The organism is Stenotrophomonas sp. FW305-C-20-S1 (genome assembly GCF_058783335.1).
On record NZ_JBYTEK010000032.1, the window covers coordinates 17,379 to 30,692 of the forward strand.

The following is a 13,314-nucleotide window of genomic DNA, read 5'->3' on the forward strand; positions in this document are numbered from 1 at the left end:
GGCTATGCCCCCGCTTTGGTAGATGCCCACCTTGGTGGGCACTGGCAAACAACGGTGCCAACCAAGGTTGGCAACTACCGGGGCATCTGAGCCCTGCGCTGGGGCTATGCCCCCGCTTTGGTAGATGCCCACCTTGGTGGGCACTGGCAAACAACGGTGCCAACCAAGGTTGGCAACTACCACGGCATGGGCACTGCGGGTGCCAACCAAGGTTGGCAACTACCCGGGCATGGACCACCGCTGTAGGCTGATCGCATGAAAAGACTGATCTGGCTGGCCATGGCCCTGTTGCCCGGCAACGCGTTGGCCGATGACATGGTGATCTACCGCTGCATGGGCAGCAGCGATGTTCCTACGTTGCAGCGCACCCCCTGCCCCGCCGGCACCCGCCAGCAGATCCAGCGCGTCCCTGCGCCAGCCGCCGCAGCACCCGCTGCGCCGGTGCAGAACAGCCCCACTCCTCCGCCTGCAGCGATGCCGTCCGTGGACGTCGCCGCCGAGCCTGCCGCGACGCAGCCACATGAGGGCCGAACGATCATGGAAGCACGCATGGTCGAGCACGAAGGCGGCGACGCCATACTCGACAGCGCGGTGCTGCCACGTTCGAGCGACGCCACCTCGGGGGATGGCAACACACCGTCAAAGCCACCGCTGCCGGCGATCTATCAATGCCTCGGCAGCGAGGGAAGCTTGTACCTGCATGAGTACGAGGCTGCACCAGGCCGCTGCGAACTGCTGAACGTGCAGGGCCTGGGCGGAGCGACACCGGTGAACGCCGCCAGCTGCGAGGTGGTCCGGGACCGCTGCACTGAAGTGGCCGAAGCGCAGCGCTGCGGCAGCTGGCAGCAGCGCTTCCGCGATGCACGCGGTCGCGAGCGCTTTGCTGCGCCCGAAAACCAACCGGCAGCGCGCGGCGAACGCGAACGCCTGCAGGCCGTGCTGGAAGCCAGCGACTGCCCCGTACCGAAGTAGAGCATCCACGCCCGCCGTGGATGCCTCCATCCGCAGCGGGCGGTCCCGTCAGAACCCGTATCGCAGGAAGCCGCCATCCACCGCGATGCATTCGCCGGTGACATAGCTCGATGCCGGCAGGCACAGGAAGCCCACGGCCGAGGCCACTTCCTCCGGCTCACCGATGCGCCGCATCGGCGTGCGTCCGATCACTTCCTCGTAGTAGTCGGTATCGGACAGCGGGCCCGAAGTGCGACGGGTCCGGATGTACCACGGCGCTACTGCATTGACCCGGATGCCGTCCTCGGCCCACTCCACCGCGAGGTTGCGGGTCATCTGGTGCATCGCCGCCTTGGTCATGCCATAGACCACGCCGCTGCGCACATGGGTCAGGCCGGACACGCTGCCGACGTTGACGATGGCCGATGAAGCGTGGCGCGCGAGCAACGGATGCGCATAGCGCGACAGCTCGAACGCCGAGAACAGATTGGTCTCGAAAATGCCGCGCCACTCGTCTTCGGAATATTCCGTGGCGGGCTTAGTGATGTTGCCACCGGCATTGTTGACCAGGATGTGCAGGCCGTCGGCGTGGTCCTCGACCCAGTCCAGGATCTGCCGGCGATCTTCGTCATCGGACACATCGGCGGCCAAGGCATGCACCTGGTGCTGCGGATACACATCCAGCAGTTCGTCGCGGGCACTCTCCAGCATGTCCAGGTCGCGGCCGACGATCATCAGATCGGCGCCGAGACCCGCCAGTTCATGCGCGATCGCCAGGCCGATACCGGCGCTGGCACCGGTGATCAGGGCCGTCTGCCCATCCAGGCGCCACCGTTGCTGGGTCATATGTCCTCCGGGGCCGCGCCCACTGTGTTTCGATGCGGCAAGGATACGCGCTCACGACCGTCCGCCGCCCGGGATGCGACACTGGCTGCACGTCCCTCGTGGAGAGCTGCCATGCGCGTCCTGATTCCCGTCCTGCTGTCGGCCGTCACGCTGGCCGGGTGCCAGCGCCCTGCACCGCCCAATCCCGAACGACCACCGCAACCGCAGGCGATGGCCAAGACGATCAATCAACCGCTGGACCGCGCAAAGGCCGTGCAGAAGACCCTGGACGAGGCGGCCGAACGCGAGCGCAAGGCAGAGGCCGACGCGCAGTAGATCCCCGCATGCCACAACGCCCGGCCAAGGCCGGGCGTTGTGCGTTCAGTAGATCCACGCCATGCGTGGATGGGCCATCAGAACCCGCAGAAGCAATACGCCAGCGACTTCACTGGTGCACCGTTGCCCTTCTCGCGGGCCGCGTTCTCAACGAAGCGCAGCTGCGTATCGATTTCCGGCATCGTGCGCGCCAGCATCATCCGGCCCACGCCGGAATCGGCCAGCATCCAGGCGCCGGCGTGGCTGCCAGCGAAGCCGCTGACGAACTGCGCGAACGGCGTCGCCGCCTTCTCGATGTAACGCACGCGGTACTTGTCGGTCGCGCCCAGCTTGGCCCGGCCAGCAGCGTCAGCCACGGCGTCCTTCAGGCCACCGAAGGCATCGACCAGACCGCGCTCCTTGGCCTGCGCACCGCTCCAGACGCGCCCACGGGCCACCTCGTCAATCGCCTCGACTGGCTTCTTGCGGGCCTCGGCAACACGGCCGGTGAAATCGGCATAGCCCTTGTTGATCACCGACTGGATGACCTGGCCCACCGCCGGGTCCATCGGCCGGGTGACGTCGAAGGCACCGGCGAAACGGGTAGTGCCGACGCCATCGGTGTGCACGCCGAACTTGTCCAGCGCACGGCTGAAGTTGGGGATCATGCCGAAGATGCCGATCGAACCGGTGATGGTCGACGGATCGGCATAGATGCGATCGGCGTTCATGCTGATCCAGTAACCACCCGATGCAGCGAGGTCACCCATGGACACCACCACCGGCTTGCCCGCAGCCTGCAGGGCCACCACTTCGCGACGGATCTGCTCGGAGGCGTAGACCTCGCCACCCGGCGAATCCACACGCAGCACCACAGCCTTGACGTCGTCATCGTCGCGCGCCGCGCGCAGCAGCGCCGAGGTCGATTCACCACCGATACGGCCGGCCGGCAGATCGCCGCCGCTGATTTCACCGGAGGCCACCACCACGGCGACCTGCGGACGCGAATCAACCGGGTTGCGACGCGCATCGAGCTGGGCCATGTAGGTGCCGAAATCGATGTTGCGGAAGCCGCCGTCGGCGTCTTCGTCGGCCACGCCGCGCTCGATCATCAGATCCTCGAATTCCTCGCGGGTCTTCAGCGCGGTCACCAGCTTCTGCTGCAGGGCGAACTTGGCCAGGTCGCCGCCGGCGGCAGCGACGCCTTCAGGCAGGGTGTCGATACCGGCCGCCAGCTGTGCCGGATCCAGGCGGCGGGCCTTGGCGATATCGCCGAGGTAGCGCTGCCACACATCGTTCATCCAGAACAGATCGGCTTCCTTGGACGCCGGCGACGCCGCGTCGAGCACGTACGGCTCGGCCGCCGACTTGTACTCGCCTACCTTGAACAGGTGCACGTCCACGCCCAGCTTGTCCTGCAGGCCGGTGCGGAAATACTGGCGGTAGCGACCCAGGCCTTCCAGCACCACCGAACCCATGGGGTCCAGGTAGACCTCGTCGGCCTGTGCGGCAAGCAGATACTGCGACTGCCCCATGCTCTCGCTGAAGGCCACCAGCTGCTTGCCCGAAGCGCGCAGGTCCTGCAGCGCGGCGGACACTTCGCGCAGCGAGGCGAAACCGGACGGCTGCAGCTTGTCCAGTTCCAGCACCACCCGCTCGATCTTCTTGTCATCGCGCGCGCTCTCGATCACCCGGATCAGATCGCGCAGCTGCACTTCCTCGGCACCGTTGTCACCGACGGCCTTGGCCAGCGCGCGGCTGACCGGATCGGCACTGTACTGCTCGACCAGGCGGCCTTCCGGCGCGATCACCAGGGTGGTGCGGTCCTGCAGCGCCTTGCTGGCACCTGCGCCCATGCCCGCAGCGACGATGAACATCACCAGCACCAGCAGCAACAGGCCGAAGAACACCAGGTTGAGGATCAACCGGCGGGTGAAATTCATCACGTCCCACAGCCCGATGAAGAAGCTGGCGACAGGATTGCGGTTCGCCGGGGGCAGCGGCGGCACGGGTTGGTTCATGGAGCACTCCGGATGGCTTCTTGCCGTGGTAACAGCATAGCCGGTGCCGCGTGAGGCAGCATCGGACACAAGTCAGGGGATCGCCAGTCACGGTTGCCCGGGACCGGCGTGATGTCAGGCCAGCGTGGACTGGCCAATGCGTTTGCTGCTGCGGCCCAGGCGCCAGCCCATCAGGATGGCGGCGGCGGTCAGGCCGACGATCAGGCCGATCCACATGCCCTGCGGCCCCATGCCCAGGCCCAGGCCGAGCCCGGCACCCAGCGGCATGCCCAGGCCCCAATAGGCGAACATGGCGATGAACATCGGCACGCGGGTGTCCTTCAGGCCGCGCAGCGCGCCGGCCGACAGCACCTGGATGCCATCGGGGAACTGGAAGGTGGCTGCGTACAGCAGCAGGGTCGAGGCCAGCCCGGCCACGGCCAGGTCGTTGGTGTAGACGCCGACGATGGCGTCGTGGCCGAACAGCAGTGCCGCCGCCGACAGCGTCTGCGTACCCATGATGATCGCGTAGCCGGCCCACGCCGCACGGCGCACGCCGAAGCCATCGCCACGGCCAACCGCATGGCCGACCCGCACGGTGGTCGCCTCGGCCACGCCCATCGGGATCATGAAGCACAGCTGCGCCACGTTGATCGCGATCTGGTGCGCGGCCGCTTCATTGGCGCCCAGGCGACCAATCAGCAATGCGGTGACGATGAACAGGCCACCTTCCATCAGCACGGTGATGCCGATCGGCAGGCCGGTGCGCAGCAGGTCCCAGATCGCTGACCAGCGCGGCCCCTCGAAGTGCGAGAACAGCTGCAGGTGGGCAAAGCGCTTGGTGAACCACAGGTAGGTACCGAAGGCGATCGCCTGCAGCCACATCATCACCGCCGAGGCGATGCCCAGGCCTTCAGCGCCCATTTCCGGGAAGCCCAGCTTGCCGTTGGCCAGCACGTACCCCATCGGCGCCAGCACCAGCAGGCCGCCAAAACCGAGCAGCATGGTCGGCAGCGTCCAATGCATGCCTTCACTGAGATAGCGCATGCAGAAGTACAGCGTCAGCGCCGGGCCACCCCAGCGCACCGCATGCAGGAAGGCCGTTGCGCCGGGCACGATGTCCGGGGCGATGCCGAATGCCGGCAGCAGCGGCGGCACCACGGTGAGGAAGGTGAACATGATCAGGCCCAGGCCCAGCGCCAGCCACAGCGCCTGCCGGAACAGCGGGCCGATCTCGCGCTCACGGCCGGCGCCATGCAGCTGCGACACCGAGGCGGTGAGCGAGATCAGCGTGCCGATCGGGATCAGCATCGGCAGCCACAGCAGCGCAGTGCCGATGGTCACTGCGGCCAGGGTGGATGTCGCATGGTGGCCGGCAATCACGTTGTCGACGAAGGAGATCAGACCGGTGGAGACGTGCCCGAGCACAAGCGGCAGGGCAAGCAGACCGGTAGCGCCGACTTCCTTGCTGAAGCGCGGCGTGGAGGTTGCAGTAGACATAAGGTGCTTGACGCGAACTACGGTTGCGCGCGAAGGGCACAGGCACCGGGTTGCGGCCGGCCATCTTACGCGCGCCGGGCGGTCATTCCCATGACTGCCCCATAAAGGGGACGGAGGGAATTAAGTCGTATCCGGCACAGTCGCGCCAGAAACGACTTAATTCCCTCCGTCCCCTTTTCGCTTATTGGCCGGCCTGGCGCTTGAGCCAGGTGTCGCGTTCGGCGGCGGGGACCGTCAGGAATGCGCTGCGTACGCTGTCGCGTTCCTGCGGCGGCGTGCGCTGGGCGACCAGGGCCAGCTGCGCCAACTGCGACGGACTCAGCTGGCGCAGCACGGCAAGCACGGCATCGCGCTGTTGCGGCGGTACGAAGCCGAACAGGCCGTGCAGCTTGGGGAACTCGGCGCCCAGTTGCGGGCCCAGCCGCCAGCCTTCGCGGAAGGCCTGGTCCTGTGCCTGGAACTGCGCGCGCAGGCGTTGCTGCTGGTCGGCCGGCAACGCGGCGAAGCGGGCGGCGGCCTGGCGGATGCGTTCGCGCTCGCCCTCGGGCAGGGCCCGCCACGCGGCGTAGTCGCTGCGGCGCTGCCGTTGCTGGGCGGGATCGAGTTGCGCGAATGCCGCCGCGGCAGTGGGCGCCGCAGTGGGCGCGGCCGATGGTGTTGCCGACGGTGCGGGCAGCGGCACGTTCACTGATTGCGGAGCGGCCGCCAGCGACAGCGGCAGGGCCAGCAGCAGGCCGGCGAAGAGGAGCTTATTCATCGGCAGCAGAGGTTTCCAGCGCTGCGCCGACCGGTTCCGGACGGGTCGGCTTGGGTTGTGACTCGTCCACCGGCAACGGGCCACCGGCGGCACTCCAGGCATGCATGTCGGCCTCGGCCAGCAGCGGGTAATCGCGGTCGGCCAGCATCGCGGCATCTTCGCTGGCCTGCGCATCGCTGCCCGCAGCGGGGCGGACATCGCTGGCTGGCAGCGCCTCGACGGTGACCGGCCCGGCCTCGCCGACCACGCCTTCGGGCAGGGGGCCATCGGCAGTCAGCGCACGGCCCTGCCAATGGCGCCAGCCCAACGCAGCCAGCAGCAGCACTGCCACGGTGATCAACAGGATCACCGGGCCACGCCAGCGCGGCTTGGCATTGGGGCGGCGACGCTTGCCGCTTGCAGATGCGCGTTCGTCGCGCGGCGGTGCACGCCAGCTGGACGCAGGCGCCTGGTTGTTGGCCGCTGGCGCGGACGGTTGCTGCAGCTGCTGCAGGCGCTTGGCCGGCAGGTCGCGGACACGCAGCTGCACCTGTTCGGCCAGAGCGCGCCATGCAGCGGCGTCGGGCTGGCCATCGGCATCGCGTGGGCAGGCCGTGGCCAACAGGCGCTGATAGCCTTCTTCGTCGACATCCAGAACGCGGGTGGCGATGCCCTCGTCCAGGCTGCCCCCCACCCGCAGCAGCAAGGCCAGCCGCGGCAAGGGGGCCATCTCGCCCAGCGCGGCCAGCGACGGTGGCCACTGCCCGGTGGCCGGCTCGCGCAGCGCCTGGCGCTGACCCAGCAGGGTCCAGAAGCGGCTGGGCCACTGCGCCATCGGCAGGTCGCTGGCGACCGCGGCGAAGGCGCGCATCACCGCCACCAGCGTCTGTTCGGCACGGGCGGGGTCACCGCACTGCAGTTCGGCCACGACCAGGGCACGGCGTTCGACGCCACGCAGAAATGCCGACAGCGCGCCGGCCGCGGTCGAGGAAACAGGGGCGGGCACAGCCGTCATCGGTCACTCCAAAGGTCTGCCGGCATGATAGCGGCAGCCCATCACTGCCCGGCAGGACTTGCGATTGCAGACGCTTTCTGCTGCAGGTTGTGCACAGCACCACGCGGGAACCGGGCGATTCCTGCGTGAATGGCTGAATTCACCCTGTTTCAGCAATGTTTCACACTTAAGTTATTGATTTCAATTGCATTTAAAGTATGGCTATTTTTTGACCAACCAAAGCGTGAGGCCGTCGCCATCGGCCTCATACGGCGCCATGAGCCGCTAACGCACAGACTTATCCACAGAAGATGTGGATAAGACTGAATCTCCAATAGACACCGATATTTAGGTGACATTTATGATTCGCCGGAGGGCATGCCAGTCGCATCTGCCACTGCCATGCGCCCTCGCATGGGCCGTTACACTGACCCGATGCTCGCCCCTGAATCCGGCCCTGTCCCGACCCTGCAGGTCGCCCTGCCCGTGCCCCTGCCGCGCCTGTTCGACTACCTGCCACCGCAGGGCGAAGGCCCGACGGTAGCGGTCGGCTGCCGGCTGAAGGTGCCGTTCGGCAACCGCGAACTGATCGGCGTGGTGGCCGGCCACGGGCAAACCGAGGACAGCCAGGGCCTGCGCCAGGCACTGGCCTGGTGTGACACGACACCACTGCTGCAGGGCGAGTTGTGGCAGAGCCTGCAGTGGCTGGCCCGCTATACCCACGCCCCCTTGGGCGAAGTACTGAGCACCGCCCTGCCCGGCCCGCTGCGGCATGGCGAACCGCTGCCCGACACCCATCACTGGGGCTGGCAGCTGACAGCCGAAGGCCATGCCCAGCGCGAGAAGCTGCGCGCCGGCAGCCGACCGCGGCAATTGGCCGAGCTGCTGGCCGAAGCCGTGGTGGACGAAGATGTCCTGTCCGCACGCATGCAGGACTGGCGGGTGGCCGCACGCAGCCTGGGCAAGCGCGACCTGGCCGAGCGCATCGCTCTGAGCGTGGCGCCGCAGCACGCCCAGCCCCTGCCCGGCCCCACCCTCAATGCGGAGCAGGCCGAAGCGGTGGCCGCGATCACCGCCGCCGAAAGCTTCCAGGCATTCCTGCTGGACGGGGTGACCGGCAGCGGCAAGACCGAGGTCTACCTGCAGGCCATCATCCATTGCCTGGCGCAGGGCAGGCAGGCCCTGGTGCTGGTGCCCGAGATCGGCCTGACCCCGCAGACCCTGGCGCGCTTCCGCGGCCGTCTCGGCATCGCCGTGCACGCGTTGCACTCGGGGCTGACCGACAACGAACGCGCGCGGGTCTGGGCTGCGGCCTCGCGCGGCGAAGCACGGGTGATCGTGGGCACGCGTTCGGCGGTGTTCATTCCGCTGCCGCAGCCCGGCCTGCTGATCGTGGACGAAGAGCACGACGGCAGCTACAAGCAGCAGGACGGCATCCGCTACCACGCACGTGATTTCGCTCTGGTGCGGGCCAAGGCGCAGGGCATTCCGGTGCTGCTGGGCAGCGCCACGCCGTCATTGGAAACCCTGCACAACGCCTATGCCGGCCGCTATGCGCACCTGCGCCTGAAACAGCGCGCCGGTGATGCCCGACCGCCGCGCGTGCGCATCCTCGACGTCCGCAAGCGTCCGCTTCGCGATGGCCTTTCCGCCGACGTGCTGGCCGGCATCGGCGAACACCTGCAGCGTGGCCAGCAGGTGCTGGTGTTCAAGAACCGCCGCGGCTATGCGCCGGTGCTGCTGTGCCACGACTGCGGCTGGACCGCACCCTGCAACCGCTGCGATGCACCGATGACCGTGCATGGCGGTGGCCGTCGCCTGCAATGCCATCATTGCGGTGCGCGGCAGCCGGCACCACTGGCCTGCCCCGCCTGCGGCAGCCTGGCCCTGCAGCCACAGGGCATCGGCACCGAGCGGCTGGAAGAACACCTTGTCAGTGCCTTCGCCGATTTCCCGGTGGTGCGCATCGACCGTGGCACCACCGCCCGCCGCGATGCGCTGGAGCAGCAGCTGGCCAAGCTCGGCAACGCGCCCGGCATCCTGGTCGGCACGCAGATCCTGGCCAAGGGCCACGACCTGCCCAAGCTGACGCTGGTGGTGGTGGTGGGCATCGACGAAGGCCTGTTCTCGGCCGATTTCCGCGCCAGCGAAAAACTGGCGCAGCAGCTGATCCAGGTAGCCGGCCGCGCCGGTCGCGCGCGCGATCCGGGTGAAGTGTGGCTGCAGACCCATCATCCGGGCCATCCGCTGCTGGAGACGCTGGTCAACGGTGGCTACCACCCGTTCGCCCAGGCCGAACTCAACCAGCGCCAGGCAGCCGGGTTCCCGCCCTTCGCGCACCTGGCATTGATGCGTGCCGAAGCACAGCAGGTCGAGCATGCCAACGCGTTCCTGCTCGCTGCGCGGAAACTGCTGGGTGAACAGGACATGGTGGAGGCCTACGGGCCGATGCCGGCGCCGATGCCACGCCGTGCCGGTTATCAGCGAACGCAGCTGCTGCTGTCGGCGGCACAGCGGCCGCCGCTGCATGGGGTACTGGCACAGCTGGTGCCGCAGTTGTACGCGCTGCCGGAGGCACGCAAGGTGCGCTGGTCGCTGGATGTGGATCCGACGGATCTGTACTGAGGACAATACGCTGGGGTCAGAGCCCACCCGCTGGGTGGGATCCGACCCCGATGGCTTGAGGTCGGATCCCTTTCCGCAAAAAAGGCTCTGACCCCGAACGTCGCGCCTTCGCTTACGTCATCGGTGACATCACGCCGCGCTGGTACGCCGGGCGTTCGCGCAGGCGTGCATACCACTCGGCCAGGTGCGGCAGGTCCGGGCGCTGGATCGGCAGTTCGAACCAGGCGTAGATCAACGAGCCCAACGCGATGTCACCCATGGCGAACGTGTCGCCCGACAGCCACGGCTGCTTGGCCAGGGTTGCGTTGGGCAGCGCCAGGAAATCACCGGCGCGCACGATCGCTGCATTGATGCGCGCCTCATCGCGGTCGGCCGGTGCGGTGCGCATGATGCCCCAGATCAGTTCGGAGTACAGCGGCGCCATCCGCGAGGTGCTCCAGTCCATCCACTTTTCGGCCTGGGCGCGCTCCATCGGATCTTCGGCATACAGCGTGCCCAGCGAATAGCGCGCACTGAGGTAGCGCACGATGGTGTTCGACTCCCACAGCGGCAGGCCGTGGTCTTCGATCACCGGCACCAGGCCGTTCGGGTTCATCGCCACGTACTCCGGCGACTGCGTGCCACCGTGGCTGCCACCCACTTCGATGGACTCGTACGGCAGGCCGATTTCCTCGGCGCACCACAGCACCTTGCGGACGTTGCTGGAATTGCGGCGGCCCCAGATCTTCAACATGCGGGTTTCCTTGCGTGCAGCAGTGCGCCGCGATGGCGCGGAGCCGCTACGATACGCCCATCCACAGGGAGAGACGACATGACCGCATGGGATGCAGTGAACTACACGCTTCTGGCAGCAGGACTGGTGATGCTGGTGCTCGGGTACCGGCGCTCGAACCGCAACATGCTGCTGTGCGCCGGCGTGCTGCTGCTGGCCTTCAATGGCGTTGAAGACTTCGCCAACGGATTTGCGGAAGGCTATGCCGGCTCCAGCGCACGCACGCTGTAGCCACACCATGTCTTCTGCAGTGCTGCGCGACCGCCACACGCTGGGCAACGCCCGGCGCTACCGGTTCTTCTTCGGCAGCGCGCGTACGTAGGAGGACTTACCGTCCTTCTTCAGTTCGAACAAACCGATCGCCGCCAGCAGGTCACTGAGTTTGCCGTAACCGTAGTTGCGCGGATCGAACGAGGCCTGGTTGCCGATCTGGCTGCCGACCGGACCCAGGTGCGACCAGCCATCCTCGCCTTCTGCCGAGGACACCGCACGGCGCAGCATCTTCACCAGACGCGTATCGCTGCGCATTTCCGCCCCGCTCTTGCGTGGGCGCGCATCATCGCTGGTGGCCTGCTCGCTGGGCGCCTGTCCGTTCGATGATTGTTCGTTCGCTGCCTGCTCCACATCCTGCACGCTGGCGTGGGTCTGGCCCAACGCTTCGAGGTAGGTGAACTTCGAGCACGCGTTGACGAAGGGTTCCGGCGTTTTCTTTTCGCCGAAGCCATACACCTTCACGCCATCGGTCAGCAGGCGCATCACCATCGGGGTGAAGTCGGCATCGCTGGACACGATCGCGAAGCCATCGAGGTTGCGCGCGTACAGCAGATCCATCGCGTCGATCACCATCGCCATGTCCGACGCGTTCTTGCCCTTGCTGTAGGCGAACTGCTGGATCGGGCGGATCGCGTACTCGTGCAGCACCGCCTCCCAGCCCTTCAGTCGTGGGCTCTTCCAGTTGCCGTAGGCACGGCGGACGTTGGCCACACCGTAGCGCGCGACCTCGGCCAGGACTTCGTCGATCTTCGAGGCCGGTGCATTGTCGGCGTCGATCAACAGGGCGATGCGCTTTTCCGGTTCGCTCATGGACTCCTCACGGGCAGTTGCCTGAACCCGAGTATCGCCGATCCCGATGCACGCTGACGTGACAAGGAGCGGCCGTGCGAAGATGCCAGGCACTTCCCCCATGCCCCCCTGGAGTGAGTCGATGAGTCGTGATCGCGTCCCCCACCTGGTCGTTGTCGGCGGCGGTTTCGCCGGCCTGTGGGCCACCCGTGCGCTGGCCCGCGAACGCATACGCATCACCCTGGTCGACCGTCGCAACCACCACCTGTTCCAGCCGCTGCTTTACCAGGTGGCCACCGCTGGGCTGTCCGCTCCGGATATCGCCGCACCGCTGCGCCACATCCTCGGCCACCAGCGCAACGTGGAGGTGCGGCTGGGCGAAGTGGTGGCCATCGACAAGCAGGCCCGCCAGGTGCACATGGCCGATGGCAGCACGCTGGACTACGACAGCCTGCTGCTGGCCACAGGCGCCACCCACGCCTACTTCGGCCACGACGAATGGGCGGACGATGCGCCCGGCCTGAAGACCCTGGACGATGCCATCGCCCTGCGCCGCAAACTGCTGCTGGCGTTCGAACGCGCCGAAGCCGAGCCGGACCCGGAAAAGAAGGCGGCATGGCTGAGCTTTGCCGTGGTGGGGGGTGGCCCGACCGGGGTCGAGCTGGCCGGCACCCTCGCGGAAATCGCCCGGCATACGCTGCGCAATGAATTCCGCCACATCGATCCGGCCAGCGCCAAGGTGCGGCTGGTCGAGGCCGGTCCGCGCGTGTTGTCCACCTTCCCCGAAGTGCTTTCGCTGAAGGCACGCCGGCAGCTGGAAAAGCTGGGCGTGGAAGTGATGACCGGCACGCCGGTGAGCCACATCGATGGACAGGGCTTCAAGCTGGGCGACCAGTTCGTGCCCGCGCGCACCGTGGTCTGGGCCGCCGGCGTGGCCGCCTCACCGCTGGCGCGCACGCTGGACGTGCCGCTGGACCGCGCCGGTCGCGTGCAGGTGCAGCCCGACCTGACCCTGCCTGGTCACCCGGAACTGTTCGTGGCCGGCGACCTCGCTGCGCTGAACCAGGCCAACGGCAAGCCGGTACCGGGCGTTGCGCCTGCCGCCAAGCAGATGGGCAAGTACGTGGCGGACGTGATTCGCGCGCGCCTGCATGGCAAGGCAGCACCCGGACCGTTCAAGTACGCCGACTTCGGCAACCTGGCCACCATCGGCCGCATGGCCGCGATCGTGCACCTGGGCAAGCTGCAGCTGTCCGGCGTGCTGGCCTGGTGGTTCTGGCTGGCCGCGCACGTGTTCTTCCTGATCGGGTTCCGCAACCGCGTCGTGGTGCTGTTGAACTGGGCGGTGGCGTACTGGAGCTACCAGCGCAGCGCGCGGATCATCTTCGGCGACGACCGCGAAGACCGGCGGCCGAAACGGTAGATCCACGCCATGCGTGGATGAATTTCTGTGCAGGTTGACTGGAGCGCAGCCACGCATGGCGTGGCTCTACTGCTTCATCGGGCCTGGACCATGTCCGGCAGAACTCTTCGC

General features: G+C 67.3%; 12 protein-coding genes. 5 read left to right on the forward strand and 7 right to left on the reverse strand.

Features of this window, described 5'->3' with window-relative positions; translation table 11 throughout:
* The first annotated feature begins 255 nt into the window (after positions 1–255).
* Complete coding sequence (locus tag AC3WTC_RS15740) at positions 256–972, forward strand: hypothetical protein (RefSeq protein WP_492711876.1); 717 nt, start codon at positions 256–258, stop codon at positions 970–972.
* 48 nt (positions 973–1,020) lie between these two features.
* On the opposite strand, the gene AC3WTC_RS15745 is transcribed toward AC3WTC_RS15740, so the two are convergent.
* Positions 1,021–1,797, reverse strand: a complete 777-nt coding sequence (locus AC3WTC_RS15745) for an SDR family oxidoreductase (protein WP_025879399.1) — start codon at positions 1,795–1,797, stop codon at positions 1,021–1,023.
* Between the two features lie 111 nt (positions 1,798–1,908).
* On the opposite strand from AC3WTC_RS15745, the gene AC3WTC_RS15750 reads away from it, so the two are divergent.
* Positions 1,909–2,112, forward strand: coding sequence for a hypothetical protein (locus AC3WTC_RS15750; protein ID WP_492711878.1), 204 nt, complete (start codon positions 1,909–1,911; stop codon positions 2,110–2,112).
* Between the two features lie 77 nt (positions 2,113–2,189).
* On the opposite strand, the gene sppA is transcribed toward AC3WTC_RS15750, so the two are convergent.
* The 4 genes from sppA to AC3WTC_RS15770 all read right to left on the reverse strand — a co-directional run bounded on the left by sppA (position 2,190) and on the right by AC3WTC_RS15770 (position 7,342).
* Positions 2,190–4,112 carry a signal peptide peptidase SppA gene (gene sppA, locus AC3WTC_RS15755; protein ID WP_140227726.1) on the reverse strand — a complete coding sequence of 641 codons (1,923 nt, stop codon included), beginning with the start codon at positions 4,110–4,112 and terminating at the stop codon, positions 2,190–2,192.
* A gap of 114 nt (positions 4,113–4,226) precedes the next feature.
* A complete protein-coding gene (locus AC3WTC_RS15760; protein WP_263929866.1) occupies positions 4,227–5,591 on the reverse strand; it encodes an MATE family efflux transporter in 1,365 nt (454 codons plus the stop codon).
* A 181-nt stretch (positions 5,592–5,772) separates the two neighbouring features.
* Positions 5,773–6,348: a DUF3106 domain-containing protein gene (locus tag AC3WTC_RS15765; protein WP_033832341.1), complete on the reverse strand. Its 576-nt coding sequence runs from the start codon at positions 6,346–6,348 to the stop codon at positions 5,773–5,775.
* Entirely contained in the window at positions 6,341–7,342 is a 1,002-nt protein-coding gene (locus AC3WTC_RS15770; RefSeq protein WP_080149737.1) for a hypothetical protein, read from the reverse strand. The genes AC3WTC_RS15765 and AC3WTC_RS15770 overlap by 8 nt, the downstream gene beginning before the upstream one ends.
* Positions 7,343–7,756: 414 nt before the next feature.
* On the opposite strand from AC3WTC_RS15770, the gene AC3WTC_RS15775 reads away from it, so the two are divergent.
* Positions 7,757–9,946, forward strand: a complete 2,190-nt coding sequence (locus tag AC3WTC_RS15775; RefSeq protein ID WP_032952166.1) for a primosomal protein N' — start codon at positions 7,757–7,759, stop codon at positions 9,944–9,946.
* 112 nt (positions 9,947–10,058) lie between these two features.
* Here the strand turns inward: AC3WTC_RS15775 and AC3WTC_RS15780 are convergent, their stop codons facing one another.
* Positions 10,059–10,679 carry a glutathione S-transferase family protein gene (locus tag AC3WTC_RS15780; protein WP_025879392.1) on the reverse strand — a complete coding sequence of 207 codons (621 nt, stop codon included), beginning with the start codon at positions 10,677–10,679 and terminating at the stop codon, positions 10,059–10,061.
* Between the two features lie 78 nt (positions 10,680–10,757).
* On the opposite strand from AC3WTC_RS15780, the gene AC3WTC_RS15785 reads away from it, so the two are divergent.
* Positions 10,758–10,949 carry a hypothetical protein gene (locus tag AC3WTC_RS15785; protein ID WP_025879391.1) on the forward strand — a complete coding sequence of 64 codons (192 nt, stop codon included), beginning with the start codon at positions 10,758–10,760 and terminating at the stop codon, positions 10,947–10,949.
* 57 nt (positions 10,950–11,006) lie between these two features.
* Here the strand turns inward: AC3WTC_RS15785 and AC3WTC_RS15790 are convergent, their stop codons facing one another.
* On the reverse strand, positions 11,007–11,801 hold the full coding sequence (locus AC3WTC_RS15790; RefSeq protein ID WP_025879390.1) for an NYN domain-containing protein: 795 nt from the start codon (positions 11,799–11,801) through the stop codon (positions 11,007–11,009).
* A gap of 121 nt (positions 11,802–11,922) precedes the next feature.
* Between AC3WTC_RS15790 and AC3WTC_RS15795 the strand changes: the two genes are divergently transcribed.
* On the forward strand, positions 11,923–13,203 hold the full coding sequence (locus AC3WTC_RS15795; protein WP_492711882.1) for an NAD(P)/FAD-dependent oxidoreductase: 1,281 nt from the start codon (positions 11,923–11,925) through the stop codon (positions 13,201–13,203).
* The last annotated feature ends 111 nt before the right edge of the window (positions 13,204–13,314 follow it).

What these genes read in the sequence shown, in the direction of transcription:
- AC3WTC_RS15740 (WP_492711876.1), top strand. Translation starts at nt 256, where the DNA reads ATGAAAAGACTGATCTGGCTGGCCATGGCCCTGTTGCCCGGCAACGCG.
- AC3WTC_RS15745 (WP_025879399.1), bottom strand. Translation starts at nt 1,797, where the DNA reads ATGACCCAGCAACGGTGGCGCCTGGATGGGCAGACGGCCCTGATCACC.
- AC3WTC_RS15750 (WP_492711878.1), top strand. Translation starts at nt 1,909, where the DNA reads ATGCGCGTCCTGATTCCCGTCCTGCTGTCGGCCGTCACGCTGGCCGGG.
- sppA (WP_140227726.1), bottom strand. Translation starts at nt 4,112, where the DNA reads ATGAACCAACCCGTGCCGCCGCTGCCCCCGGCGAACCGCAATCCTGTC.
- AC3WTC_RS15760 (WP_263929866.1), bottom strand. Translation starts at nt 5,591, where the DNA reads ATGTCTACTGCAACCTCCACGCCGCGCTTCAGCAAGGAAGTCGGCGCT.
- AC3WTC_RS15765 (WP_033832341.1), bottom strand. Translation starts at nt 6,348, where the DNA reads ATGAATAAGCTCCTCTTCGCCGGCCTGCTGCTGGCCCTGCCGCTGTCG.
- AC3WTC_RS15770 (WP_080149737.1), bottom strand. Translation starts at nt 7,342, where the DNA reads ATGACGGCTGTGCCCGCCCCTGTTTCCTCGACCGCGGCCGGCGCGCTG.
- AC3WTC_RS15775 (WP_032952166.1), top strand. Translation starts at nt 7,757, where the DNA reads ATGCTCGCCCCTGAATCCGGCCCTGTCCCGACCCTGCAGGTCGCCCTG.
- AC3WTC_RS15780 (WP_025879392.1), bottom strand. Translation starts at nt 10,679, where the DNA reads ATGTTGAAGATCTGGGGCCGCCGCAATTCCAGCAACGTCCGCAAGGTG.
- AC3WTC_RS15785 (WP_025879391.1), top strand. Translation starts at nt 10,758, where the DNA reads ATGACCGCATGGGATGCAGTGAACTACACGCTTCTGGCAGCAGGACTG.
- AC3WTC_RS15790 (WP_025879390.1), bottom strand. Translation starts at nt 11,801, where the DNA reads ATGAGCGAACCGGAAAAGCGCATCGCCCTGTTGATCGACGCCGACAAT.
- AC3WTC_RS15795 (WP_492711882.1), top strand. Translation starts at nt 11,923, where the DNA reads ATGAGTCGTGATCGCGTCCCCCACCTGGTCGTTGTCGGCGGCGGTTTC.